The sequence below is a fragment of the Bacteroides sp. 41_26 genome (assembly GCF_949740115.1).
GTDB classification, from domain to species: Bacteria; Bacteroidota; Bacteroidia; order Bacteroidales; family Bacteroidaceae; genus Bacteroides; species Bacteroides nordii.
This window is the reverse complement of sequence record NZ_CATJGZ010000128.1, coordinates 88,856-115,629: the sequence shown is the minus strand read 5'-3', so window position 1 is coordinate 115,629 and position 26,774 is coordinate 88,856. Positions and strand designations below refer to the sequence as shown.

At 40.7% G+C, this 26,774-nt stretch carries 18 protein-coding genes; 12 read left to right on the top strand and 6 right to left on the bottom strand.

Annotated features, from left to right (window positions below):
* Position 1: 1 nt before the first annotated feature.
* Positions 2–307, bottom strand: coding sequence for a thioredoxin (trxA, locus tag QX565_RS19460; protein ID WP_007484901.1), 306 nt, complete (start codon positions 305–307; stop codon positions 2–4).
* A 168-nt stretch (positions 308–475) separates the two neighbouring features.
* Here trxA and QX565_RS19455 point away from each other — a divergent pair, with 168 nt between their 5' ends.
* From QX565_RS19455 to QX565_RS19440, 4 genes are all read left to right on the top strand, one after another.
* Positions 476–1,282 carry a UDP-2,3-diacylglucosamine diphosphatase gene (locus QX565_RS19455; protein ID WP_289294020.1) on the top strand — a complete coding sequence of 269 codons (807 nt, stop codon included), beginning with the start codon at positions 476–478 and terminating at the stop codon, positions 1,280–1,282.
* Positions 1,279–2,403 (top strand): glycosyltransferase family protein, encoded by a 1,125-nt coding sequence (locus tag QX565_RS19450; RefSeq protein ID WP_289294018.1) that lies wholly within the window; start codon positions 1,279–1,281, stop codon positions 2,401–2,403. Before QX565_RS19455 ends, QX565_RS19450 begins: the two co-directional genes overlap by 4 nt.
* Positions 2,400–2,582, top strand: a complete 183-nt coding sequence (locus tag QX565_RS19445; RefSeq protein WP_002561762.1) for a type II toxin-antitoxin system HicB family antitoxin — start codon at positions 2,400–2,402, stop codon at positions 2,580–2,582. The genes QX565_RS19450 and QX565_RS19445 overlap by 4 nt, the downstream gene beginning before the upstream one ends.
* Positions 2,583–2,660: 78 nt before the next feature.
* The gene (locus QX565_RS19440) at positions 2,661–5,255 is read left to right on the top strand and encodes a DEAD/DEAH box helicase family protein (protein WP_289294016.1); all 2,595 of its coding nucleotides are present in this window, start codon (positions 2,661–2,663) and stop codon (positions 5,253–5,255) included.
* A gap of 171 nt (positions 5,256–5,426) precedes the next feature.
* On the opposite strand, the gene QX565_RS19435 is transcribed toward QX565_RS19440, so the two are convergent.
* The 3 genes from QX565_RS19435 to QX565_RS19425 all read right to left on the bottom strand — a co-directional run bounded on the left by QX565_RS19435 (position 5,427) and on the right by QX565_RS19425 (position 11,148).
* A complete protein-coding gene (locus tag QX565_RS19435) occupies positions 5,427–7,589 on the bottom strand; it encodes a S46 family peptidase (RefSeq protein ID WP_289294015.1) in 2,163 nt (720 codons plus the stop codon).
* A 105-nt stretch (positions 7,590–7,694) separates the two neighbouring features.
* Positions 7,695–9,860 (bottom strand): S46 family peptidase, encoded by a 2,166-nt coding sequence (locus QX565_RS19430; protein ID WP_289294014.1) that lies wholly within the window; start codon positions 9,858–9,860, stop codon positions 7,695–7,697.
* 16 nt (positions 9,861–9,876) lie between these two features.
* A complete protein-coding gene (locus QX565_RS19425) occupies positions 9,877–11,148 on the bottom strand; it encodes an anaerobic sulfatase-maturation protein (RefSeq protein WP_289294013.1) in 1,272 nt (423 codons plus the stop codon).
* 230 nt (positions 11,149–11,378) lie between these two features.
* On the opposite strand from QX565_RS19425, the gene QX565_RS19420 reads away from it, so the two are divergent.
* The 4 genes from QX565_RS19420 (at position 11,379) to QX565_RS19405 (ending at position 15,350) form a co-directional block, all read left to right on the top strand.
* On the top strand, positions 11,379–12,107 hold the full coding sequence (locus QX565_RS19420; protein ID WP_221649083.1) for a DUF4369 domain-containing protein: 729 nt from the start codon (positions 11,379–11,381) through the stop codon (positions 12,105–12,107).
* Positions 12,108–12,151: 44 nt separating this feature from the next.
* Positions 12,152–13,894 carry a hypothetical protein gene (locus QX565_RS19415; RefSeq protein WP_289294012.1) on the top strand — a complete coding sequence of 581 codons (1,743 nt, stop codon included), beginning with the start codon at positions 12,152–12,154 and terminating at the stop codon, positions 13,892–13,894.
* Between the two features lie 164 nt (positions 13,895–14,058).
* Positions 14,059–14,436: a DUF3244 domain-containing protein gene (locus tag QX565_RS19410; RefSeq protein ID WP_289294011.1), complete on the top strand. Its 378-nt coding sequence runs from the start codon at positions 14,059–14,061 to the stop codon at positions 14,434–14,436.
* Positions 14,437–14,450: 14 nt separating this feature from the next.
* Entirely contained in the window at positions 14,451–15,350 is a 900-nt protein-coding gene (locus tag QX565_RS19405; protein ID WP_289294010.1) for a hypothetical protein, read from the top strand.
* A gap of 1,219 nt (positions 15,351–16,569) precedes the next feature.
* Here the strand turns inward: QX565_RS19405 and QX565_RS19400 are convergent.
* Positions 16,570–17,328: a lysophospholipid acyltransferase family protein gene (locus tag QX565_RS19400; protein WP_002561753.1), complete on the bottom strand. Its 759-nt coding sequence runs from the start codon at positions 17,326–17,328 to the stop codon at positions 16,570–16,572.
* Positions 17,329–17,619: 291 nt separating this feature from the next.
* Between QX565_RS19400 and QX565_RS19395 the strand changes: the two genes are divergently transcribed.
* From QX565_RS19395 to QX565_RS19380, 4 genes are read left to right on the top strand one after another with little or no spacing between them, the layout of a single operon-like run.
* On the top strand, positions 17,620–19,491 hold the full coding sequence (locus QX565_RS19395) for a tetratricopeptide repeat-containing sensor histidine kinase (RefSeq protein WP_002561752.1): 1,872 nt from the start codon (positions 17,620–17,622) through the stop codon (positions 19,489–19,491).
* The gene (locus QX565_RS19390; protein WP_289294009.1) at positions 19,488–21,449 is read left to right on the top strand and encodes an ATP-binding protein; all 1,962 of its coding nucleotides are present in this window, start codon (positions 19,488–19,490) and stop codon (positions 21,447–21,449) included. Before QX565_RS19395 ends, QX565_RS19390 begins: the two co-directional genes overlap by 4 nt.
* A 21-nt stretch (positions 21,450–21,470) precedes the next feature.
* Complete coding sequence (locus QX565_RS19385; protein ID WP_221648807.1) at positions 21,471–22,727, top strand: exonuclease SbcCD subunit D; 1,257 nt, start codon at positions 21,471–21,473, stop codon at positions 22,725–22,727.
* Positions 22,724–25,615 (top strand): AAA family ATPase, encoded by a 2,892-nt coding sequence (locus QX565_RS19380; protein WP_221648806.1) that lies wholly within the window; start codon positions 22,724–22,726, stop codon positions 25,613–25,615. The genes QX565_RS19385 and QX565_RS19380 overlap by 4 nt, the downstream gene beginning before the upstream one ends.
* Here QX565_RS19380 and QX565_RS19375 read toward each other — a convergent pair.
* Positions 25,602–26,765: a metallophosphoesterase gene (locus QX565_RS19375; RefSeq protein ID WP_289294008.1), complete on the bottom strand. Its 1,164-nt coding sequence runs from the start codon at positions 26,763–26,765 to the stop codon at positions 25,602–25,604. The genes QX565_RS19380 and QX565_RS19375 overlap by 14 nt on opposite strands.
* Between the last annotated feature and the right edge of the window lie 9 nt (positions 26,766–26,774).

The window sequence follows — 26,774 nt, the reverse complement described above, 5'->3', positions numbered from 1 at the left end:
CTTAATTTTTATGTGAATACTGTTCAATAACTCCTGTTAATTCACTGGCGTGTATCATTCCGGAGTGACGCCATACAGCTTCTCCATTACTGAATAGTATGAATGTAGGTACGGCCTGTATACGGAATCTTGCTGCCAGTTGTTCATGTTGGTCCACATCAATCTTAGCGATGCGGGCTTTATCTCCTATCTTAGCTTTTACTTCTTCAAGAATTGGTTTCATTGCCTTACAAGGACCACACCATTCTGCAAAAAAATCTACTAAAACCGGGACCGGTGACTGTATTAATTCATCAAATTTTTCCATAATTTTCCTTTCTTAAAATGAATTGTCAGCCTCTTCGGGCTGCGAATATAATTACTATTTTAGATATATAACGCCGAAAAACTGATTTTGTTCATAAAATAGTAACTGTAAAGACATCAGCTTGTAATGTGAAATATGGACTTTTGCATATCGAAAAACTGAAATGTTATGCATTTACGCACGTATTATCCTACAGTGGTTCTTTCAGATATTCATCTGGGAACTCAGCACTCCAAAACAGAGGAGGTGACCCGCTTCCTTAAATCAATCAATTGTGACCGTCTGATATTGAATGGAGATATTATTGACGGGTGGCATCTGAAAAAAAGCGGTTTAAGTAAATGGAAGGCTAAACATACGGATTTTTTCAAAGTTATCATGAAGATGATGGAGAACTTCGGTACCCAGGTTATTTATGTTCGTGGTAATCATGATGACTTTCTTGATAATCTGGCACCACTGAACTTTTATAATATACAGATTGTTAAGGACTGCATCTACGAAAGTCACGGTAGACGTTATTATGTGACGCATGGTGACGTTTTTGATAGAATAACTACTCAAATGAAGTGGTTGGCTAAACTGGGCGATACCGGATATACATTTTTACTTTGGCTTAACAAAGTGTATAATGCCCGGCGAATGAAACAGGGAAAACCTTATTATTCACTATCCCAGTCTATCAAGAATAAAGTGAAATCAGCCGTTTCTTATATTTCTGATTTTGAAAAAGAACTGGTAATACTGGCAAAGGCCAGAAAGTGTGACGGAGTAATTTGTGGTCATATTCATCATCCTGCCAATACTTGTTATGATGGAATTCATTATCTGAATTCCGGTGACTGGGTAGAGTCACTTTCAGCATTGACAGAAGATGAGGAAGGAAACTGGAGTGTGCGTTACTTTGATAATGTACTGACGCCGGAAAAAGAACAGGAAGAAGGGGAAACCAAACAAATAACAATAGCCTCATGAGATTTTTATTTATTGTTCAGGGAGAAGGGAGAGGACACCTTACACAAGCGTTGACTCTCGAAGATATGTTACGGCGCAATGGGCACGAGGTAGTAGAAGTGCTTGTGGGTAAAAGCTCGTCGCGTACTTTGCCGGGCTTTTTCAACCGGAATATAAAGGCTCCGGTGAAACGTTTTCTCAGTCCTAACTTTTTACCTTCGCCCGATAATAAACGTGCTAATTTGAAAAAAAGCTTAGCTTACAATCTTATACACTTACCGGAATATGTCCGTAGTATGTGTTATATAAACCAACGGATCAGGAAAACAGGGGCGGAAGTAGTAATCAACTTCTACGAACTTTTAACCGGGCTTACCTATATGTTCTTCCGCCCTTCTGTTCCGTACGTTTGTATTGGGCATCAGTATTTGTTTCTGCACCGGGAGTTTGAATTTCCGGAGAAAGATGTTGTTCAATTATTCATGCTGCGCCTCTTTACACGGATGACGAGCTTGAAAGCGAAGAAGCGTTTAGCTCTCTCTTTCCGTAAAATGCCCGAAGACAGAGAAAATAATCTTGTTGTAGTTCCTCCTCTGCTCAGACAGGAGGTAATTGCTATTCGTCCCGAAACAGGAAATTATATTCATGGTTATATGGTCAATGCCGGTTTCTCTGATAGTGTGAAAGCTTTTCATTCTGTTCATCCGGAAGTACCTTTACATTTTTTCTGGGACAAGGCAGATACAGAGGAGGTGGCTCGGATGGATGAGACGTTGAGTTTTCATCAGCTTGATGATGTGAAATTTCTTAATTATATGGCAGGATGTCGTGCTTATGCCAGTACCGCAGGCTTTGAGTCTATTTGCGAGGCCATGTATTTGGGTAAACCCGTATTGATGGTACCAGCCCATATTGAACAAGATTGCAATGCTTATGATGCAGCTCGTGCGGGTGCCGGTATTGTGGGTGACTCGTTTGCACTTGAACCCTTGCTTCGCTTTGCCGGCAAGTATTGTCCTAGTCGTGAATTTATTTACTGGGCACGTAGCAGTGAACGGCATATTATCTGTGAACTCGAAAATCTGATTGATCATCAGTCAGTAATAAATATACCAACACTTACTAATTATTTACCGATATGAAACTGGATAAAACAGATTATGTGCTTGAGCGTACATCTGATGGCGGTTATTACGCTTGGCTTGCCGTGAATATTCAATGTAATGCGTATGGAGATTCCCCTGAAGAAGCAGTCGATAATTTACAGCAATCAATGGAAGATTTGATTGATGAAATGTATCTGGTAGAAGAATTTATTTGACGGTTTATTACCTGTTACTCCTTAAAAAAGTATACCTTTGAAGGCATAACATGATACTTAATAAGGGTTAGCGACATTATGAATACATTTCCTTCCGGAATTAAATTTAAATATCCATGGCGAAATTATCAGGCGAGAGTCCTTGCCGAACTTGAAAACTTTCTGGATAACAACGCTTTGCATGTAGTAGCACCTCCCGGATCAGGAAAAACAGTACTCGGACTTGAGGTGATGTTACGAATCAATAAGCCTACTTTAATCTTAGCGCCGACTATTGCAGTACGCAATCAGTGGATCGATCGTTTCTGTGAACTTTTTCTGCAGACAGAGGTTATACCGGAGTGGATATCATGTGACATTAGACATCCTTCATTTCTTACTGTTTCAACTTATCAGGGGTTACATGCAGCCTGTAATGACTTTAAAGATAATTGTCGTTCGGGTAGTTGTATGAGGGAGATTGTCCGATTACTTCGTGAACAGGGAATACAGACCGTTGTTGTGGACGAAGCCCATCATCTGAAAAATGAATGGTGGACTACGTTGATTAGTCTGAAAGAAGAATTGAAACCGACTCTTGTGGGACTGACCGCTACTCCACCTTATGATGTATCTGCCAATGAATGGCAACGTTATATTGAGTTGAATGGTCCGATTGATACAGAGATTACTGTTCCGGAACTGATTATCGAAGGAGACTTATGCCCTCACCAGGATTGTGTCTGTTTTTCGCGTCCTTCTGCCGAAGAATATAAAGTGATCGATAAATATCGCAATCAGGTATATGCGCTTTTTCAGGAGATCAAGCAAGATGAAGAACTGATTCGTGCCATGACTTCTCTGTCTGTATGGACTGAGCCGAATAAGAATCTCGACTGGATTTACAGTAATATGCCTTACTACTCTTCTTTACTTATATTTCTGAATACTGCCGGGCTCTCTGTTTCGTCCGAACATCTTGACGTTTTGGGAGACAAACATCCCGATTTTCCAGTCTTTGACTATCAATGGGCACAAGTATTACTTGAGTTTTATCTGCTGAAAGAAAGAGATAGGTTCACCGGATTTGAGAAACACCAGGAAGAACTTGAACACCGCTTACTACGTCATGGGGTAATGGAACATAGGCAGATAACTTTTTTGCAAAATAAAGAGATCACCTCATTGTTGGGCACCAGTATTGAAAAGCTGAATAGTATTTATCAGATTGTGAATTTTGAATATCGTCAGTTGGGACAAGGATTACGATTGGTAGTACTCACTGATTTTATTCGTAAAGAGTTTCTTGTCAATGCCGGGGAGAATACCCTTGAACTTAATAAGTTGGGGGTAATACCCATTTTTGAGAAACTTCGCAGAACGAACTCTGAACACATGAAAATAGGAGTGCTGACAGGGAGTATTATTATTCTGCCCGTTTCTGCCTGCGAGTTGTTTGAGGCTTGTGCAGAAAGCAGGGGAGTGACGAAACTTACTTATAATCCATTACCTTACGATACCGGATACATACAAGTGGCGCTGACTGAAGGGCTGAAAAACGATGTTGTGAAAATAGTGACGGATGTGTTTCAGAAAGGTGGTATAGAGATATTGATAGGTACTAAGTCGCTGTTGGGGGAAGGATGGGATGCACCGGTTCTGAATTCATTGGTATTGGCCAGCTTTGTCGGTTCTTTTGTGTTATCCAATCAGATGAGAGGGCGTGCTATTCGCGTGGAAAAGGGAAACAGGGAGAAAGCGAGTAATATCTGGCATTTGGTTTGTGTAGATCCCACAGTTTCAGATGGGGGAAATGATGTAGAAATGTTGAAAAGGCGTTTTCGCAGTTTTGTGGGAATATCTTATCTCGAAACAGGAGGTATCGAAAATGGAATTAGCCGGTTGGGATTGCCTGCTGACTTTTCCGATACAGAAGCCATAGATGCAGCCAATGACAGGGCTTTTCTACGTGCTTCTCAGCGTGAAAAATTGAAAGATCAGTGGGAACGGGCGTTGGGCAATGGTGTCAGTCTGGTAGAGGAAATAAAGATACCGCGTGATACAGAATGCAGGCATACACATGAATTGCAGCATTTGTATCTGAATCGTACTATATCTTATTTATTGAGCAGTCTTGCCTCCGGTTTATTGATGTTTGGTCAGGAAGTCTTGTATGGTTTGTTCAAAATACGTTTTCGGCGGGTGGAAGAGTTACAATTTGTGTTGGTGATTATAGGACTTGCCGGATTGTTTCTTTTCGGACGTGAAATGTGGAAGGCTTTCTGGTTGTACATCCGTTATCGGGATATATCAAAAGACATTCATAAGATAGGGCAAGCATTGGCATTGGCACTTGCCAGGACAGGCGTGATAAAATCAGAGAAAGTGACTGTGGTTTCGGAACTCGATGAGGATGGTGCTGTGCTTTGCCATTTGGAAGGAGGTACGCGTTATGAAAAATCGATGTTTATTAATGCACTTTCAGAGCTTGTTTCTGTTGTGAATAGTCCCCGTTATCTTATTATTCGTAAAAGTCATTCTTTGTTTCACACGGCTCAGGTAGATTATCACTCTGTGCCCGAGTTGATAGGACGTAAAAAAGAGTGGGCCGCTTATTTGAGTACTCAATGGAGGAGATTGGTTGGAAATAACGAGTTGGTGTATACTCGTATACAAGATGGAAGGAAGATTTAATTGCAAGCTCGTATAAAATCTCTGGCAGCACAATTCGCTGATAAGTCGGAGACGGTGAGTAAATGGCGGTAGTAATAATGGTTCAATGTGCCAATATGCCAATGTGTCAATAAGCTGTGCAGTGTAATAGCGCAGCCCATTGGCACATTGACATATTGGCACATTATATAATTATTCTTTAATATCCAGCTCTTTGATTATATGTGAAGCTCCCGCATACTTTTCAATAATGAAGAGAGTATAGCGGATATCTACACAAGCGGCACGCTGAGAAGAGGGACGGAAGGCGATATCTCCTGTCAATCCTTCATAGTTACGGTCAAAGCCGGTACCTATCAGTTGACCTTTGCCATTGAATACCGGACTACCGGAATTTCCTCCTGTATTGTCAGTATCTACAATGAAGCAAACAGGCATTTCACCATTCTTCATAGCATAGCGTCCATAATCTTTTGCTTCGTATAATTGCTTCAACTTAGCGGGTACAACGAATTCCCAGTTATTAGGGTCTTCTTTTTCCATAGCACCTTTCAGAGTTGTATAATATTTGTATACTGCTCCGTCCGCCGGTTCATATGAGGCTACTTTACCATATGTCAGTCTCAGTGTAGAGTTGGCATCCGGATAAATAGGAATACCTGCTTCCTGACGCATATCCATCATACCTTTCACCCATACTTTGTGGGCAGCATCATAGTTTGTATTAGCATCATGCATTGCCAATGCTGTCTGCATCAATCCGTCGGTGATAGAATGTTTGAGCAGAATCATCCAGTCTTTGTTTATTTTGTTCAGGCTGGGTTTCTGAAGGAACTTTTCAAAATTCTCTTTATTTCCAAAGATAGAATACTTAAAGCAGGCATCTACAAATGCATCACTATCTCCTTTGAAACGGCTGTCTATCACTTTGAATATACTGATTCGCTGTTCCTGGGGTATATAGCCCATATAAGTTTTCAGCATTTGTTTACCTACCAGTTTCTCTACTTCGGGGAAAGGTACAGAAGCGAAATACTTTTCACCTGCGATTTTCAGTTCTTCAGTTGCCTTTTGAATTTCTTCTTTATTTTTTTTCTGTAATGCTGTTGACAGTGTTTTGGTTGACGGTATCTTCATAAAGTCCAGAGCTGTCACCAATGCTTCGTTGATGGCTTGTTGGTGATACATGGCGTCACGACGATGAGCAACGATAGAACGTATCTCGTCAAATGCTTTCTGGTAAGAATCATCTCCTTTATCACGTCCGCGAGCCAATAGTTGCTCTTGTTGTGCACGTTTCGTATCCAGTACTTTGAGACGGATTAACCCCTCGTTCATACCAATAGCATTCTTCCAGTAATTGGCGGATGAAGCATATTTACTGGCATAGTGAATGCGCACGGCAGGATCTTTCAACATTTGTTCCATTAATACTTCCTGACGGTCACCGCGTACATGCTGACGCATGAAGTTGGTGGTCTGCATACGTTCTTCTACCTCGTCGGAAATCATATAACGCCAGTTGCGTCCGGGGAATCCCATAACGAAAGTAAAGTCTCCTTCCTGTATTCCTGCAAGGCTGATTGTGAGATGTTTTTTCACTTTCAATGGAACATTGTCTTTGGAGTATTCAGACGGTTTACCGTCTTTATCTGCGTAGATACGAAACAATGAAAAATCACCGGTATGGCGAGGCCACATCCAGTTGTCTGTATCAGCACCAAACTTACCGATGGAAGAAGGAGGGGCACCTACCATGCGGATATCACTGTACACCGTTTTAACAAAAAGATAATAACGATTGCCTCCGTAGAAGGCTTTCAGTTCCAGTTTGGTTGCCGGGGTTACTTCGATATTTTCTGCTTTGGCAAAACGATCGGCTACTTTCTCCAGGTATTTGGGAGACAGGTAATTGGTTCCGTCAGGATCTTTATCTATCTTCAATTGTTCGTTGACGTATGGTGTGACGTCCAGTATACGGTCGATAAAAGTAATTTTCAGTCCTTCGCAAGGAAGTTCTTCATCCCGGTTCATTGCCCAGAAACCATCTGTCAGGTAGTCGTGTTCCACACTACTGTGTTGCTGGATAGCACCATATCCACAGTGGTGGTTAGTCAATACTAATCCTTCTGCCGAGATAACCTCTCCGGTACAGCCGCCACCAAAGTGGACAACTGCATCTTTAAGTGCAATTCCATTAGGACTATATACTTCTTCAATCGGAATTTCCAGTCCGAGTTCTCTCATAACAGCAGCGTTCTGAGCCTGTAAGTCGGTCAGCATCCACATACCTTCGTCGGCATGTGCTGTAAGGGCCACAAGAGAGAGGGCAGCTATTAATAATTGTTTTTTCATTTATATATAATAATGTGCTAATTTGCCAATATGTCAATGTGCCAATTAGTTGCGCTGTTATGCTGAAGAGCAATTGGCACATTGGCATATTAGCACATTGAATAATTATTCTACAATTGTCATTTCATCAATTAAGTGTCCGCATCCGCCAAGTTTATCGAGGATGAAGAGAACATAACGGATATCCAGGTTGATACAGCGTTGCAGGTCATTATCGAAATTGATATCCCCACTCAACGATTCCCAGTTGCCGTCAAAAGCACAACCAATCAACTCACCGTTCTCATTCAGCACAGGGCTTCCGGAATTACCACCGGTGATGTCATTGGTTGAAAGGAAGCAGACTGGCATATCACCATTAGGCATTGCATAACGTCCGAAGTCCTTCTTTTCGATCAGCTCTTTCAGTTTTGCAGGCACATTGAACTCGCGGTCTTCCGGGTTTTCTTTTTCCAGAATACCATCTGTTGTGGTATAGTATTTATAGAATACACCGTCTCTTGGGCTGTAAGGCTTCACATTACCGTAAGTCAGACGTAGCGTGAAGTTGGCATCCGGATAAGAAGGAACAGGGAGTTTCATTTCGCCCAAGCCACGGATATAAATCTTATGCAGTGAGTCCAGTTTTTCATCTTCAGCCTGAAGTGCTGATCTGAGTTCTATCAGTTTTTCATATTTTCCACGTGAATATTGAGTAGCCAGATCTTTTTGGATGGCTTTTACAGTTGGCTTTTTGATAAACTTATCAAAGTTAGCCTGGTTAGCCATAATAGAGGAGTCGTACATTGCATCAACGAACTTGTTATAATCTCCTTTATATTCTTTTTCAATCGTGTTGTAGAAGTTAGGGCGCTGTTCTGCCGGAATCATTTCAGCATAAAGCGGGAACAAAGCTTTGGCTACTTTACGATCTACTTCGTGGTCATAATCTTTGTCGTGAATCTTGGCAAAGACTTCTTTCAGAATTTTGATATTAGAGTTAACGGCAGAGTCATTCTTTTCTTCCAGTGCTTTTTCCAGTTTTTCCATGATCTGATAAGGACTTCCAAATTCAATGGCAGCAAAGAAAGCTTCTGTCAGGCAAGTACCTTGATAGGTGAGAGGAGCGGTAATGGCTATCGCATCATCAATTTCTTTCACTACATTCATGTAGGCTGCATTGTTTTTTTCTTTGGCAAATTGTGCAAAACGTGCTTCTTGTTCTGCTTTTGTACCCAGTACATCATTATCAATAATGGCTTTATTCATTCCGATAGAATTTTTCCAGTAATTGGATGAACCTGCATATTTGTTGGCATACTGGATACGGGTCTTATCACTAGCGTTCATTACTTCCTTCAATATGTTCAAACGAGCTGTACGTATACGAATACGTGGTTCGTTGATTGAGTTCATACGTTCTTTTACTTCCGAAACTGTGAGATAACGGCTGGTACTTCCGGGGAATCCCATAATCATGGCATAGTCACCTTCTTTCAGTCCTTTCAAAGAGATAGAAAGATGTTTTTTGGTTTTCAAAGGTACATTGTCTGCACTGTATTCAGCTGGTTCGCCATTGGCATCTGCATAGATACGGAACATAGAGAAATCGCCGGTATGGCGAGGCCACATCCAATTATCCGTTTCACCACCAAACTTACCTACTGATGAGGGGGGAGCAGCTACCATACGTACATCCGGATATACCTTCTTATAAAACATGTAGAATTTGTTACCTGCATAGAACGGCAAAGCCTGTGGAACAATACCTGGCTTTTCATTCAGATCACTCTTTGCATAGAGATCTTTTGCAAGTTTATTAAGAAACTCCGGAGTAAAAGATTCTGCTTCTGTGATTTCTTTAGACTCTATCTTCTGGTTTACAAGATCTGTGATATCTTCAATTCGTTCGATAAATGTGAATTTTAATCCCGGAGTTGGTAATTCCTTATCTCTTGAAGTAGCCCAGAAACCGTCTGTCAGATAATCGTGCTCTACCGAACTGTGTTGTTGGATAGACGAATATCCGCAATGGTGGTTAGTCAGGATAAGTCCTTCCGGCGAGATAATTTCTCCGGTACATCCACCACCAAAGATACCTACTGCATCTTTTAGGGATACTCCATTCGGGTTATAGAGATCAGTTGCTTCCAGCTTTAATCCCTGTTTTTTCATCATGTCGATGGAGTTTTGCTGCTGCATCAACTGTAACAGCCACATTCCTTCGTCCGCTTTAACGGAACAAACGATTAGCGCCATTAGCGCCAGTACATAAAGTTTTAGTTTATTCATCTTTTTGATATATGATTTATAAATTATGATTTATCCTTCCTTCTTCCTTCTCCCTTCTCAATTCTCCCTTCTCCCTTTTTAAGGCTTCCATTATATTTGCCGGAGCACGTTTATTCATCAACTCTTTTTTCATGAAATCCATATAGGGTGCTACATGCTGGAAAAATTGATAATAACCTTTGCAAAGGTAGTTCAGTCCGGGTTCTCCGCTTGCTGTTCTTACAAAACGGTTCTTTGGGCATTCTCCGTTACAGGCAAATAAGAACTCACACTCTTTACATTGAGTTGGGAGAGAGCTTTGCTTCATTTGTCCAAAAGCATTCTGCTTTTCGCTATACATCATCTCTACCAGAGTCTTGTTGTAAATATTCCCCAGTTTATATTCAGGGAATACAAAGTGGTCGCAAGAGTATACATCTCCATTGAATTCCATTACTCCGGCATGGCCGCAAGTCTTGGCCATAGAGCAAACACCGGGTTGTTCACCAACCCAATTAGCGAGTGTTGAATCAAATAATTGTATATAGTAGTTTCCTACATCTTCTTTTACCCATTCGTCAAATAAGGTACATAGAAAGTTACCCCATTGTTCCGGTGTAATGGAAAAGTCTGCAAGTTCACCACTTTCTTGTTCAGCAAGTGAAGCCAGGTGACGTCCGTCAGTGTGCTTGAAAATACGTTCTACGATAGGAGCAAACTGTATATAATGACAATCGAGCTCTTTGAAGAAACGGTAAAATTCCAGTGGATAGTCTGCATTATAGTCGTTTACTACCGCCATGGCATTCCACTCCACTTTGTGCTTTTTGAGCAGGTTGATACCCTGCATTACTTTTATAAAAGAAGGTTTTCCCTGCTTATTTTTTCGATATTCATCATGGAATTCCTGTGGACCATCGATAGACACGCCTACCAGCCAGTTGTTTTCACGAAAGAATTCACACCATTCGTCCGTCAGCATAGTACCATTGGTCTGTATGCAGTTATCTATTGTACGTCCTCGGGCATATTTTTTCTGTAGTTCCATTGCCCTTTTATAAAAAGATAAAGGACGCATTAATGTTTCTCCACCATGCCATGTGAAAAGTACCTGTGGCATTGTCTGAGAGTTAATATATTCTTCAATGAACTTTTCCAGAAGTTCTTCACTCATTACATGTTTGGGATTCTCTTTATATAATTTAGCCTTTTCCAGGTAGTAACAATAATCACATGCGAGATTACACACTGCTCCGACGGGTTTTAGCATCACGTAGAGCGGTTTGGCAAAGGGTGCGTAAGTTGACATTCTATTATATTATGAATTATAAATTATGAATCAGAACCGTTAATGTTGACTATTTGTCAAGTCATAGCTTGCAAATTTAGATAAACTAAATGAAAATACATACCCAAAACTGGTGTTTATAAGGATTATTAAAGAAAAGAGTCTTACAAGTTTTAAATATTGATAAAATGTTTCATTCAAATCTGAATCCGTTGTACCTTTGCAACATGAAAACCTACAAACAGATGCGTGTGAGTAAATTTTTGCCTTTATTGCTTTTGCTTCTCGTCTTTACTTCCTGTGGTCGCAAGTATAAGATAGAAGGTTCGTCATCGGTAAGCAGCCTTGATGGAAGAATGTTGTTTATAAAAACATTGCAGGAAGGAAAATGGATAAAGCTTGATTCGGCAGAGGTTATTCATGGATTGTTTTCAATGAAAGGTGCTGTGGATTCTGTGGTGATGGCTACTCTCTATATGGATGATGAGGCTATTATGCCTTTAGTGATTGAAAAAGGCGATATTAAAATAACAATTACCAATACAGAACTGGCTGCCAAGGGTACTCCTCTTAACGATGCTCTTTATGAGTTTATAGATAAGAAAAATGCCATGGATGTGAAGATTGAGGAGTTAGAACATAAAGAAGCTCGCATGGTAATGGAGGGTGCTGATCTTGCTGATATTCATGAGCAGTTGACGAAGGAGGGTGAAGCGCTGATCAATGAGATGAATCAGTATGTTAAGTCGTTTATATCTGATAATTATGAAACAGTGTTAGGTCCCAGTGTCTTTTTGATGCTCTGTAGTAATCTTCCTTATCCCGTAATGACTCCGCAAATAGAGGATATAATGAAAGATGCTCCTTATTCTTTTAAAATGAATAAAATGGTGAAGGAGTTTGTATCTAAGGCAAAAGAGAACATGCAACTTATTCAGGAACACCAACGCTTGGAACAAAACGCTGCTGTAAGTAACTGATCTAAGAGTTTTTTGTGTATTTTTGCACAAAACTCAATATAGACATGTTACGACGTACTACTTATCATTTTTTGTCTTTGCTCATTCTATCCTTATGGGTAATTTCTTGCCAGACGACTCCCGATTCAGTCGTTCAAACACTATCTTTGGTTGAAAAATGCATGGAGGTAGCCCCGGATAGTGCTCTTAATCTTCTAAAACGTATACCCAATCCCGAAGTTTTACATGGTAAAGCCCAGGCAGACTATAGCTTATTGATGACACAAGCTATGGACAAAAACTACATTAAACCGGAATCGGATTCTTTGATTGCAATTGCAGTAGGATATTATGGTTCTCATGATGAGAATTGGATAGCTAAAGGAAAGGCGTTCTTCTATTATGGTAGGGTAATGAAAGAGCTGAATCGTCCGGAAGATGCCATGAGGTATTATTTGAAGGCCAGAAGTATATTCGAAGGGAGCAAGGAGTACAGAATGTTGGGACTTATTTTAGAAGAAATGGGGACATTGAACTGGAACCAGGATCTTGCAGACGAATCTCTTTTAAATTATCAGGATGCACTAAGGAGTTATACTATTATTAATGACGCTTTAGGTATGAGCTACTCATTAAGAAATATTGGTCGTTATTATTTATCTGTAGATAATAACTCAGATAGTGCGTATGTTTATTATCAACGTGCATTATCTGTAGCCCATACTTACAATTGTAATTCGGAATTGTCTATATTGCAGGAATTAGGTGTGTTTTATAGGTTGAAAAAAGATTATAAGAAGACTGAGTATTATTTATTACAAGCTCTTAATTTAGATAAAGACACATCCTTGTTTTCAGAGATATACTTATCCTTAGGTTATACTTATTTATTGATGGATAATAAAGAAGAAGCTGATAAATATTTAAAGAAAGCAACTGAAGTTTCTAATGTCTATACGCAAGTGGATGCTTATCGGCTACTTTTTGAACTTGAAAAACTACGTAAGAATCCTTGGGTGGCTATTGAATATAAAGAGAAAGCAGATTCTTTAAATAGAGAAATTCAAAAAGCAGAGATAAGAGAAACCGTAGCGAGTTTACAGAAGAAATATGAGAATGAGAAATTACAGAACGAAAACCTTCAGTTGAAGATAAAGAATCAAACGATTGTTTGGTTTTGTTTCTTATTGGCCCTTTTGGTTTTTCTTGGTGCTTACTATTTTTATTACAGACAACGTCAGAATAAGAAACGAATACAGGAGATTGAAAAACAGATTGTTGAAAACAGAGAAGAGATAGCACTCTATCAGGAAGAGTTGGTAAATTACCAGGAATTGCAAAGTGAATCAGAGGACTATCGTACTAAGATTGGAGAATTGAATGGAAAAGTTTTGCTTCTGCAAGGACAGAATAAAACGCTAACAGAACGTTTGAATACATTGGGTGGTGATATTGATAATTCGTGTTCGCCTATTGATGCAAGGTATATATCTACATTCCGTATGTTACTTTCGTTAAAGTCTGGTGCTGTGAAAGGAGAACTCTCTCGTCCGGATTGGGAATGTCTGTTTGACTTATTTAATTATTTGTATTCGGATATGCTTATTCGTCTGCAGGAAGAATATCCTGCATTGACTAAACATGATCTTGAAATTTGTTGTTTATTGAAGTTTGGTTTTACTAATGATGCGTTAAAACGTGTCTTTTTCACTACATCTGACTCTATAACTAAAGCCAAAGGTCGATTGAAAAAACGCTTAAATATATCAGCTCAGGAGGATTTAGACCATTTTATACGAAAATACTAAGAAAATAAATTTCCAATTGTCCGGGTCGATAATTTTTTATTTTCTGTAATTGTTTGATATGTAACTGTTTAATTCTTATTGGACTAACTCAAATTGTCCGGGTCGTTTTTTTGCTTTTCTCATCAGTACATCGTACATTTGGAGAAACAAAAAACAGTATATTTATGAAATCACGTTTGTTTATGTCATTATTGGTAGCATTGTTTATGATGAGCAATGTTTTTGCTGGTACTCCTCTTGAAGATGGGTTAGTATTAAAAGGAGAATTCTCTCAGATTGGAACTCGTTCGTTAGATCCTGCTATTCCTATTGAAGCAACTTTCGAAGGAAATGTTTTGATTGTTGAATTTACTGCTCCTGTAGGTGATGTGAATATAGTAATAAAGAATGCCGCTCAAAATGTGTACACCTCTTCTATAGAGGTAACTGCTTGCGGGCAATCACTTGCTATTCCTGTAGAAGATTACAATGCTGGTACTTATACAATAGAATTTAGAAACTCAAAGGATGGTTATGTTTATGGCAACTTTACATTAATGTAATCCATAAATATAATATGAGGAAAATTCTATTTTCTGCTTGTTGCAACACATATACACAGCAAAAGACCTGTGAAGGTTTGATAAAGCTGTTGAAAGATGGACGTTATCAAGTGGACATGGCAGGCGATGTTGCCAAGGAGATGTGGCTTTCTTATAATCTTGCCTTTGCTTTTAATAGAAGAGGTTATGAGAAAATACAGACATTACGCCCTGCCATTCCAATTGTTTATTCGATCTTGGCAGATGATTATGAAGATGAGTTTATAGAAGATGCCACGCAGTATGAACATTTACTGCTCATCGCACCGGAAAAAACTTATTCCTGTGATAGTTGTGTTACAGCTCTTCCTTTTCCGTGGGACGGAGAAGTGGATAGGTATCTTAAATATCCGTATTCCAAGCCTGCTATTCTTGTTGGAGTGGGTAATGGGCGTTCGGCATTAAGAACATTTATTGTTTTGAACACACTGACTCAATATAAGATTAATATCATTTATTCGGGAGAACAGGAACTTTATGATATAGGATATGCATCTCATGTAACTGTACGTGAAGAATTTGAGTTAGATACATTGATACAAAATGCCAGTCTTGTAATAGGTCATAAATATGTGGCTCTGCAAGGAGCTTTACATAAAAAGCCTGTTATCGTTATTGGTGATTATGGATCAGGTGGTTTGTTGACTTCTGCCAATGTAGTGGAACAATATCATAACCACTTCTTGGGCAATATAGGTGGAGAATTGGATGAATACTTTTCTCTGGACCAATTGCAAAAGGAAATAACAGCAGCTTCTAAACTTTCTGTACGTGAGTTGGAGGCCATTGCAGAAAAATTGAAAAAAGAAATGTCAGAGAATAATAGAAAAGTATGGAACATTGTTTCATCTTATTCGATAATACGAAATTCCTAAATCTTACATGTTTTCTAAATTGTAGTAATTAGATTTGATTTGTATAGATTAATACACGATTGGTTGGGGTGTGGGGTGCGTGAGTATCCCACACTTGTTTTAATATATAAAAAGAGTCTGAATCTATTATATATGTCTGTAATACAATACGTTAAAAAGTACGTACTTTTGTAATATAAAGAATCTATTCCCGATATATTGAAAAAATGATATGTCTGTTTCCGCCTAATTTGTATGTTTTTGATATTTGGTTGAGTGTAATACGGTTGTTTATGCTCATGATCAGGATTTGTTTAGTACTGGTATTAAAGGGTAGGGCCCCTAATGATTTTTTAATGTTGGATAAAGCTTTTAATCAATAAGCAGGGGGGGATTATGGAACATCACTGCGTCCCAGTGCTCCACGAACGAAGGCCAGGATAGATGAAATGTTGAAACAATGATGATTTTCCTTTTGTAAGATTATTGTAAGACTTTTCTTTTGTTTTTCTTTTGAGATTTCTTCATTTTTGTATCCTTGATGATGGGGTACTACTTTTATTCTATGAAACAACCCTTTATGATAGGAATTATATTCGGTAAGGATGAATATTTGTAGCTATTTCAAATGCCTGAAGAGGATGTAAAAAGGATATTTGTATGCTGAAAATAGTATACATTTCTATATGTGTGTAATGTGTTGAAAATCAATGTTATATACTATTCTCTTTTTTTCTCTACGAGGAACGGGGCGATTGTCGTAGAGAATTGGAGTGTTTCTCGTAGAGGAAAAAGGCGATCTCCTTAGAGAAACGGGGTGAAAGTTTATAAAATAGACATTAAGTGCAAGGTATAAATAAAAATATCAAGTTTTATTGTAATGAAAAAGGCGATTAGTTTAAAGCAAAAAATAAAGGTGGGTCTTACTGTTATGCAAAAGTGTACACTCTTGTGGTGCAATATTGTACATTCTTGTCATACAAAAGTGTACAATGTAGTATGACAAGAATGTACACTTTTATAATTGCTGATTATCAGATAGATACAATGCCAGGTGTCGACTTCCATCCTTCCTTTGCGGTGAACACTTACAGTCGTTTCAAACAATAAACATTTTAATTATGCCAGTTACAGGTACTTTAACAAATTGACTATTTCTACCGGATTACTTTAAACTCTATCATTTTATGACTTTATAACTCTACCATCACCTGTCACACACACCTCATACAGTGAGTACTCAGCGATCCTGATCTTCATTATTTACCATGCCTTTGTGTTTTTCCGGCAAAGCACTTTCTACGGCAGCGTAGGCTTCTGCCATTGTCTCTTTTATGTTTTCTATCCCTTTGCCTTTAGGCGGGATAGGATCATGGATTGTCAGGATCATGCGGTGAGGGTGAATCCATTTTCCCGTACGGGGAAGGATTTCAAATGAACCATCTATGGTAACCGGAACCACTGCCAGTTGCAAATCGTCTGCCAACTGAAAAGCTCCTTTTTTGAAGTACCCCATATGCCCCGTGAATGAACGTGCCCCTTCGGGGAATACTACCAGTGACACACCGTCTTTCAATGAGTTTTTTGCTTGCCGGATGGTTTCAAGTACCTTTTTCGGTCCCGAACGGTCTACAAAAATATGCCCTGCACTTTCGCACGCTTTACCTACGAAAGGAATCTTTCGCAGACTCTTTTTCATCATCCACTTGAAGTTACGTCCCAGAAAACCATAGATGAGGAATATATCAAAAGACCCTTGATGGTTAGGCACAAATATATAAGACGTACGTTTATGTATCTTTTCACGCCCGTGTACTTTTACCGGAATCAGCAGGAACAGACAGATGAGTTGTGACCATATTTTGCCAGGGTAATATCCCCAGAAGTGTGCTCCACCCAGCAGAGAACCTACAGTTGTGACTATGGCTGTGAGAATAGTCAGCACTAATAATATAGGTAATGCAATGCAAATCTGATAAATATAATACAGTATTTTCATAAGCGTTGGATTTTCGGAGGACAAAGATACAGAATCTCTTTCTATTGTTACGTCTCAAAGTGAATAAAAAATCAGCCAATATCCGTAATGCTGGCAGTTATATGTACCATGGTTGGATTTTACATTTTGATTGTATACTAATAGTTAACTTTGAGAGGGACGGTAGAAGCATTCGTGTTTTTCTTGCTATTTTAAATAAAGTTACTGCAGAAGTTTATTATTTTTTATGTATGTTTGCAAACATAATTATAAAAAAACGATGCAAACAAAGCACCTCTTTTGGGTTATTTGATGAAAAAACTACTGAAATATCTATTATTTGTTTTTTGTAACTTACTTTGGGTGAGTAGCACGGATGCTGCTGTCGATATGAAGGAGAATGCTATTTTACAGAAACAAATCATAGAGTCTTTTCGCAATAGTCTTGGTTTTAGTGTGTTGGAGGAAGGAGACAGTACAGTTATTTATAGTGATAGTCTGCTCTCTGTTCTTGAAAACAGTAAACAATATGATGCCTATTTTGAATTGTCCCGCATCATTATAAAATCTCAGGTACTTAAAGGGGAAACCCGGATGGCCATCGCACATAGTGATGTGATGTACTCAAAAGCCAAAGTACAAAATCATTTTTTAGGATTGGCTCTTTCTCTCAGCGCTATTGGTGAGGTGTATGCTGCTGTTGGAAGAAACAAAGAGGCAGGTGATGTTTATGAGCGTTCTTTAGAAATCTTCGAACGACACAAACTGGATGAGGGAATGAAGAAAACGTTGCTTGTGGAGCTGATCGAATATAATATTCGTATGGAGAATACAGGTGCTACTGCAAAATACCTTGGGCTACTGAGCCAGTATTCTACAGGTAAACAATCAGAGTTGGAACTGGATATCCTGCGCATCTTTAATGCTTATTATAAAACTCAAATCTGGAATTTGGAAGAAGCCGGGCAGTACCTGACCGAAGTACGGGAGCATCAGCAGAAACTAATACCCGCCCTTCAGCAGTATTTTATAGTTGCAGAGGCATTTTATCTGAAGAGAATGGGGAAATTAGAAGAAGCATTGAAGGCATACGACCGTTTTTTCAATCTGGAACATGCCAGTGATAATTACGCATTTTATGTCAGTACGATGAAAGGAAAAGCAGAGTTACTGGAAAAGATGGGACAAAAAGAAGAGGCTGCCAGCTTGTACAACACGATCTATTCTTATATAAACTCTGTGTTCAAGGCAAACTACCCTAAAGAAATAGATCAGCTTTGTGCCCGTTTTCAGGCAGACCAGCTGGCTTATCATATTGAGCGTGCCCGTACTCAATCTCTCCGTTATTATGTAATGGCTGTTGTGGGATGTGTATTGATACTGGCACTATTTATTTTTCTTAGCTGGAAGAAGATATTTCATTTGAGGCAATCAAAGAAGAAACTGGAAGATATGAAACTAAAAGCAGAAAATGCCATTCGTAAAAAGAATCTGTTTCTTTCTAACATGAGCCATGAAGTACGTACTCCTCTGAATGCAATTGTTGGCTTCTCTACACTGATGGCATCCGAGGAAATGGAAGTGGATGAGGTTTCCAGAAAGGAATTTTGTGAGATAATCAAGGTTAATTCTTATCAGTTGTTGAAGTTAATCAATGATATTATTGATTTCTCTGATTTTGATGGTGACAATATCAGTATGAATATCAGGGAATATGACGCCGTGAAGATTTGCCATGAAGTAATAGATACAGTTGCCGCTTCTTATCGGTTACAAGTTGAGCTACGCTTTGATACTCCGCTGAAATCTCTGATGATAGATACCGATGACTCCCGGCTGCGGCAGGTGCTCATCAATCTGATAGTGAATGCAACGAAGTTCACTTCCGAAGGCTCTATTGTCTTGCGGCTGGAACGATGGGACGATGACCGTAATATGGCTCTGTTTTCCGTGACGGATACAGGATGTGGTATTCCGATAGAGAAGCAGAAACTTATTTTCGAACGGTTTGAGAAACTGAATGATTTTGTACAAGGTACTGGATTGGGACTTTCTATCTGTCTGTTGATTATGAAGAGGTTCAAAGGCCGGATATGGATTGATGAAAGTTATACGAAGGGAGCGCGTTTCTGTTTTGTACATCCACTGAAAAGCGGAGCCGACTTATATACCGCAGGTTTATGAAAAGGTTGATATTTGTCTTATATATTACTCTTCTGCCATTGACCTTGTTTGCCGAAAATGATGCAAAGATAGTTTACCGTGACAGTATCTTGGCTGTGGCAGAACGTATACTTTCGGATACCGGCAGGATCTCTTATCTTCAGAAGACGGCTTATTGTCATCAATATCTTCCTTATAATAAGTATTTTGCAGCAGCCCTTTATGAGGAAGCAAAACTTCGAAAGAATCTCTTTTATGAAAATGAAGGAGCTTATTATATGGCCGGCTATTATGATAAAAAACACGATCCGGATAGTCTGGAGTACTGGGTAGGGCAACTGAAAGAACTTGCTTCCCAGGCAGGAGAATATGACTATTATCTGGAACGGAAAGCAGCCCTCAGTCGTGCACTGGCTTCTAAAAGGTTGATAGAAAAGGCGGTATATGTAGCCAAAGAAGTGTTGGACGAAGCTATTGAATGTAAGAGCAATAATGGGAAAATTGCCGCATACAATAGTCTGGGATGTGCTTATTCCGTATCTAGTCGTCATGAGCAGGGACTGGAGGTGCTTTTGAAAGCATATCGGGAGTTTACTCCTGATACAAAGCCCTTTCTGAAAGTAGATGTGCTTTCGCGTATCGCTCAGGTGTATGGGAGTAGAGGAGATGATAAATCAAGAATGGTTTATTTACGTAAAATGAAAAGTCTTCTGCAGGAAGTGATGACAAACGAACCGGAAGCACGGGATAATTGGACCGATCTGGCAATAGATTGTGAAGTGAAGCATGTGTTGCATTATATGGATCAAAAAGATTTTGAACAGGCTCAATTATATATTGAACGTGCACAAGCTTTGCTCAGTCCACATGTCGATTCGGTGTTCTGGCTGAATATACAGCTCATACGTCTCCAATATTTTTCGCGTACAAAAGAGTATGATAAGAGCATTGCTTTAGTGGATGAAGTTACTCCGATTGTATTGAAAAGTTATGTCTCTACATTTGGCAATCTGATCAGCCATAAAGCAGGCACCCAGCAGCGTAAGGGGGATATAGACGGAGCACTTGAAACGTGGCGTTATCTGATATGGGCACAAGACTCGCTGAATAATGCTTTTACTGCCAATGAGTTGCAGCAGGTAAAAGAGATTTATCATATAGATGAACTTCTTTTAGAGAAGCAGAAGATACGGAATACGAATTACATATGGGTGTTCGGTACATTGCTTGTACTCTCAATATTGGCTCTTTTGTTTTATATCTACACGCACTTCCTTTCCGGCAAGATAGCTTTGGCTGAACGGGCGGCAGCCGAAGCGGCAGCCCATTCCGAAGCGGATAACATGGCAAAAGAACGCTTGAAGATGGAAATTAGCCACGATGTTCGTACTCCATTAAATGCGGTAGTGGGGTTTGCAGAACTGTTGTCTGAATCCGAAGAACTTGACAAAGAAAGTAAACTGAGTTATGGGAAGATTATTCAGGAGAATGCAGAACAGTTATTAGGATACGTGAATAATATATTGGAGCTTTCACGACTCGAATCCGGAAAGATACAGTATGAACAGGAACAGGTAGAGGCCATTTTGTTGTGTCGGAATATCATTCGGCTTGCCAATAGCCAGGAGCCCGGGGAGGATAGGATTGTTCTGAAAACAACTCTTGAAAGCCAGATGATTTGTACGGATAAGAAATGGCTGGTGTCATTGTTGCGCGGAGCATTGGCTCATGGGGATAGTAATATGGCTTGTGAGACAATCGTTTGCATTGAGTGGGACAGAGAAGCAGACGTACTGGTTTTCCGTATAGCAGGCACTTTGTTGGCACAGGAAAATTTGAAAGACAAAAAGATATTGATCCGTAATGAGATTAATTCCCATTTTATTCGTTACTTTGGCGGTACTTATACAGTAAGTGCAGAAGCGGATGAAGGCCCGACAGTCATTTTTACTTGTCCGTTGTCTGCACCGGGTAATTGATTTATAATGTAGATATTTTGAATGATACGTATATTGCATACAGCCGACTGGCATCTGGGACAGACCTTTTTCGGTTATGACAGGGTGGAGGAGCATACGCACTTTCTCCAATGGTTGGCCCGTGAGTTAAAAGAAAACAAGATTGATGTATTATTGATTGCGGGAGATATTTTTGATGTTTCCAATCCTTCCGCAGCATCCCAGCACATGTTTTATCGTTTTATCCGTCAGGTGACGGAAGAGAATCCGAAGTTGCAACTGGTAGTTGTGGCAGGCAATCATGATTCTGCTGCACGTCTTGAAGCACCCTTACCTTTGTTGCAGGAGATGCGTACGGAGATTAGAGGTATTGTCCGGAGACATGAAGGAGAGATTGATTATGATCATTTGATTGTAGAGTTAAAGAATAGTGAAGGAGAAGTAGAAGCCCTCTGTCTGGCGGTTCCTTTTTTGCGGCAGGGAGATTATCCGGTTGTTACAACAGATGGTAACCCGTATGCCGAAGGTGTGAAAGAACTTTATGCCCGATTGCAAGAACGGGCGCTGCAACGGCGTAAAGACGGACAGGCTCTTGTGGCAGTGGGACATTTGCAAGCCACAGGGTCAGAAATTGCCGAACGTGATTTCAGTGAACGAACCATCATCGGAGGGTTGGAGTGTGTCTCTCCGGATGCTTTTACAGAGCAGATTGCTTATACAGCCTTGGGGCATATACACAAGTCTCAACGAGTGTCGGGCAGGGAGAATGTACGCTATGCCGGTAGCCCTTTGCCGATGTCTTTTGCAGAGAGGGAGTACCATCATGGAGTAGTGATAGTGACTCTTGCAGAAGGGTGGGCGGTAGAGATTGAGAAGCGGGAATACATTCCGCTGGTAGGTCTTTTGAGTGTACCGCGAGGAAAGGCTGCTACTCCCGAAGAGGTTTTGGAGGAGCTTGCACATTTGCCGTTGGCTTCGGAAGAGGCAGAGGGAGAACAAACAGAGAGAAGTTTACATTTTCCTTATTTAGAAATAAAAGTCCTTTTGACAGAACCGGAACCAATGCTTCGTCAACAAATAGAAGAGGCAATTGCCGATAAGGCGGTTCGCTTGGCACGCATCGTATCTGTTTATCGGCAGGCAGAAGAGAATACCCTGGAAGAAGAGGTGTTAGCTGCCGGACTTCAGGAAATGAATCCGTTACAGATCGTGAAAGCGACTTTTGAAAATATATATCAATCTGAGATGCCGGAAGAACTGGAACGTTTGTTTCAGCAGGCGATGAGGGAGGCGGAATGAAAATACTAACAATACGACTTAAGAATCTGGCTTCTATCGAAGGGACTTTCGAGGTGGACTTCACTGTTGAACCTCTTCGGTCAGCTGGTATATTTGCAATTTCCGGTCCTACGGGAGCCGGGAAATCTACGATATTAGATGCTTTGTGTTTAGCTCTTTATGATAAGACACCCCGTTTCGCTGCTTCGGGAGAGAGTCTTTTTCTTTCGGATGTAGGAGAGAATCAGGTGAATCAGTCTGATGTAAAAAACATTCTTCGCCGTGGGACGGGAGAAGGATTTGCGGAGGTTGATTTTCTGGGGGCGACCGGACGGCGTTACCGTTCCCGTTGGTCTGTCCGGCGGGCACGCAGTAAGGCCACGGGTTCTTTACAACCTCAGACGCTTCAGGTTACTGATCTGGATAAGGAAGAGGATTTGCAGGGTACAAAGACTGAACTTCTGGCGCAACTGGTTTCTCTGGTTGGGCTTACCTACGAGCAGTTTACCCGTACGGTGTTGCTTGCCCAAAACGATTTTGCGACTTTTCTGAAATCCCGTGAATCCGCCAAAGCCGAATTATTGGAGAAACTCACGGGTACTGAGATTTATTCCCGCATATCACGAGAGATATACACTCGTAGTAAAGCGGCTGATGAAGCAATGAATCTTCTCAAAAACAGTATCAGCCTTATTGAGCTTCTCCCGGAAGATGAATTACAAAATCTGCAAAAGGAGAAAGAACGATTGATTCAACTTCGCACTACAGGAACGAAGCGGCTTGCCGAGTTGAATGCACAATTCAATATTGTCCGTTCTCTTGTGGTGAAACAAGAACAACTCGCTAAAAAGCAGCAGGAGGAATCTGTAGAAACAGAAAAACTAAAGAAACTCCACGAAGGTCTGCTTGCACAGACTGGGTATCTTGCTCATTTTCGGGAACAGTGGGAAGCCCTGCAACCCGAATTACTGAAAGCACGTGAACTGGATGTTCGCCTGCAAAGTTTGCAAACTGATTACAAGCAATCTCAACAAACTCTGCAACTCACGCAGAAACAGGTTGCTGATCTTGAGAAAAGACATCGCGTCAGTAGAGAGGCACTGAGCGCTTCTTGTAGTGCTATTAATCGTCTTTTGAAGAGTGAGGATGCATTCAATCCGTCTCTGTCCACAGATCTGGATCGGATAGAGCATATTCTCGTCCGCGAAGAGCAGCAATTAGTTCTTCTTCAAAAGGAAAATGACGACCGTGTTTCCCGGCTTAATGCTTTTGGTATCCAGTCTGTAGGTGAGGAGCAGAATAAACTTTTGCAAGAACAATCCCGCTTGCAACATGCTTTACAAGCCAGTATATTGCTGAATCAGTTGCGTGAAAAACAGAAAGTAATATCTTCAGAGCTTGATACTTTAACTCGGCAATTGCTTGCCAAACAGGAGCAAACTGCCTCTTTGCAACGGCTTTACGAGAATGCCCGTATGGCTATGGGGAAAGATGTAGTGGCTTTGCGTCATGATCTGCGAGAGGGCGAAGCTTGTCCCGTTTGTGGCAGTCTTTCACACCCTTACGGGCAAGACAGAGAAATGGCAGACACGCTTTACCACTCCATAGAAAAAGAATACCGTATAGCTGTTGATGCTCATAAACAGCTCAATGACCGTTGTATAGCTCTTCAACGCGATGTTCGTAATATCATTGCCCAGGAGAAAACTCAAGAAGAGGTACTTGCTGCTTATTCTGAAACAGAACGTACTCCGGAACATTTTGATACTTGTCTGCAAACATTGCGACAACGCTTACAGGAACTGGAGGGTAGAATAAACCAGTATCAGCAACTATATGCAGAATGGCAGCAAAAGGATGAAGGATTGAAGAAGTTGCGCCACCATTGTGAATCGCTCCGTGAGGGAATCACCCGGTCCCGGTTATTGATGCAGCAAGCTGCTGCTATAGCCGAACAATTGGCCATGGTACAACAAACGGAAACGACACAACGCACCCATTTTAAAACAGTCAGTGAGCAGTTGCAGCAGTTACAGCAACAGCGTGCCACCCTTCTGAAAGGAAAACCGGCGGATGAAGCAGAGGCCGTGGTACGCCGTAAAGAGAAGGAGCTGAATGATGCGTTGGAATCGGCCCGTAAATCGGTGGAGCAGGTGCAAACCAATCTCTCAGGTATACAGGGAGAGCTAAAACAACTGTCCCGGAATATTCTTGAACTGAGTGAGCAACAAAAACAGATTGAGAATCCTGAAACATTGTCCGAAGCAATTGCTGCGTGCCAGTCTGCCAATCAGGAAACAGAGCGTCGGCTATCGACAGTAGAAGCCTGTTTGTTGCAGCAAGAGCAAAACAAGAAAAAACTGAAAGAGATAGAAGCTGAATGGAAAGAAAAACAGGCTGTTGCCGAGCAATGGGGGAAACTGAATAAACTGATTGGCAGTGCTGACGGAACAAAGTTTAAAGTAATTGCCCAGAGCTACACTCTCAACCTCTTGTTGCTTCATGCCAACAAGCACTTATCTTATTTATCAAAGAGATATAAGCTCCAGCAAGTATCCGGAACACTGGCTTTACAAGTTATCGACTGCGATATGTGTGATGAAGTGCGTACTGTTTATTCTCTTTCCGGAGGTGAATCTTTTCTTATTTCTCTGGCATTGGCACTGGGGCTTTCATCCCTGTCGAGCAACAATCTGAAAGTGGAATCTCTTTTTATTGACGAAGGTTTCGGATCACTGGATGCCGATAGTTTGCGCACTGCTATGGAAGCATTGGAACAGTTGCAAATGCAGGGACGAAAGATTGGAGTCATTTCTCATGTGCAGGAGATGAGCGAACGCATCTCCGTGCAGATACAACTACATAAATCGGTAAACGGGAAGAGTGAAATAGTGATTAGTTCAGTGTAATAACCGTTATTTCGGGCCATGCGCCGAAGCGGAAAGGCAATCCGACAAATCCCAACCCTACGTTTACGTACAGGTTTCGCCCCTCTTCAGAATACATTCCGCTCCATTCCGGATAGACAAAAGAGGAAGGGGAATGGTGTCCCAATGCCATTTGCATGGCATGTGTATGTCCTGCCAGCATCAGGTCTATTTGGGATTGGGGCAATACTTCCCGCCGCCAATGTGTGGGGTTATGGCTCAACAATAGCTGAAACATACCTTCGGTTCCCTGCATTGCCTTGGTCAGATCACCATGTTGTGAGAAAGGCGGTTCGCCTTCGTTTTCTACTCCAATCAGGGCGATACTGTCATTGCCCTGATGCAGGATAACATGCTCATTGTTCAGCAATTTCCAGCCCATTTCTGCCTCACGTTTTTTCAGATCGGCGAGATTCTCGACTTGCGCACGTTGGCTCTCCCACTTGTGATAAGGTCCATAATCGTGGTTTCCCAAGATAGAGTAAACACCATTTTTGGCACGTAATCCGGATAGGATTTGCTGAAATCCGTCCAACTCTTTCGCTTGATTATTCACCAGGTCTCCGGTGAAAACAATCAAGTCCGGATGCTGGGCATTGACGAGATCAACCATACGTTGCAGTGCCCGCGCATTTCCTTCCCAACTACCTATATGTATATCTGATAGTTGAACGATACGATATCCTTTAAAAGCTGGTGGCAGTTTAGAGGAGTAATAGGCAACTTCTTTCACTTCAAACTGAGTTTTACCAATCAGGGAGCCGTACAGAATAACTCCTGCATTGATTGCGGCAAGCACTAATCCGGCATATACAAACGGTGTTTTGGGCCAATGTAACAGGTAATTGAACGGAAGTCCGATAACTGAACACAACATAAAGTTCAATTTAGGCAATGCGAACAGGAACAATACAACGGCAAACCAGCCGATCTCCCGCATGTGCTGACTTACGAAGTCTTCGGGAGTAAAGAATGTGAGGTAGATAAGTCCTGCTAACAGGAAGAAGGTGGGAGCCCAATAAAGCACTTTTAAGACCGGATGTACCATTTGTCGTGCGATAAACATCTGGTAGATATAGATGTCCGGTAAAATAACTATTAGTGTTAGAAAAATAAAAATTCGTTGTAACATATGTATGAT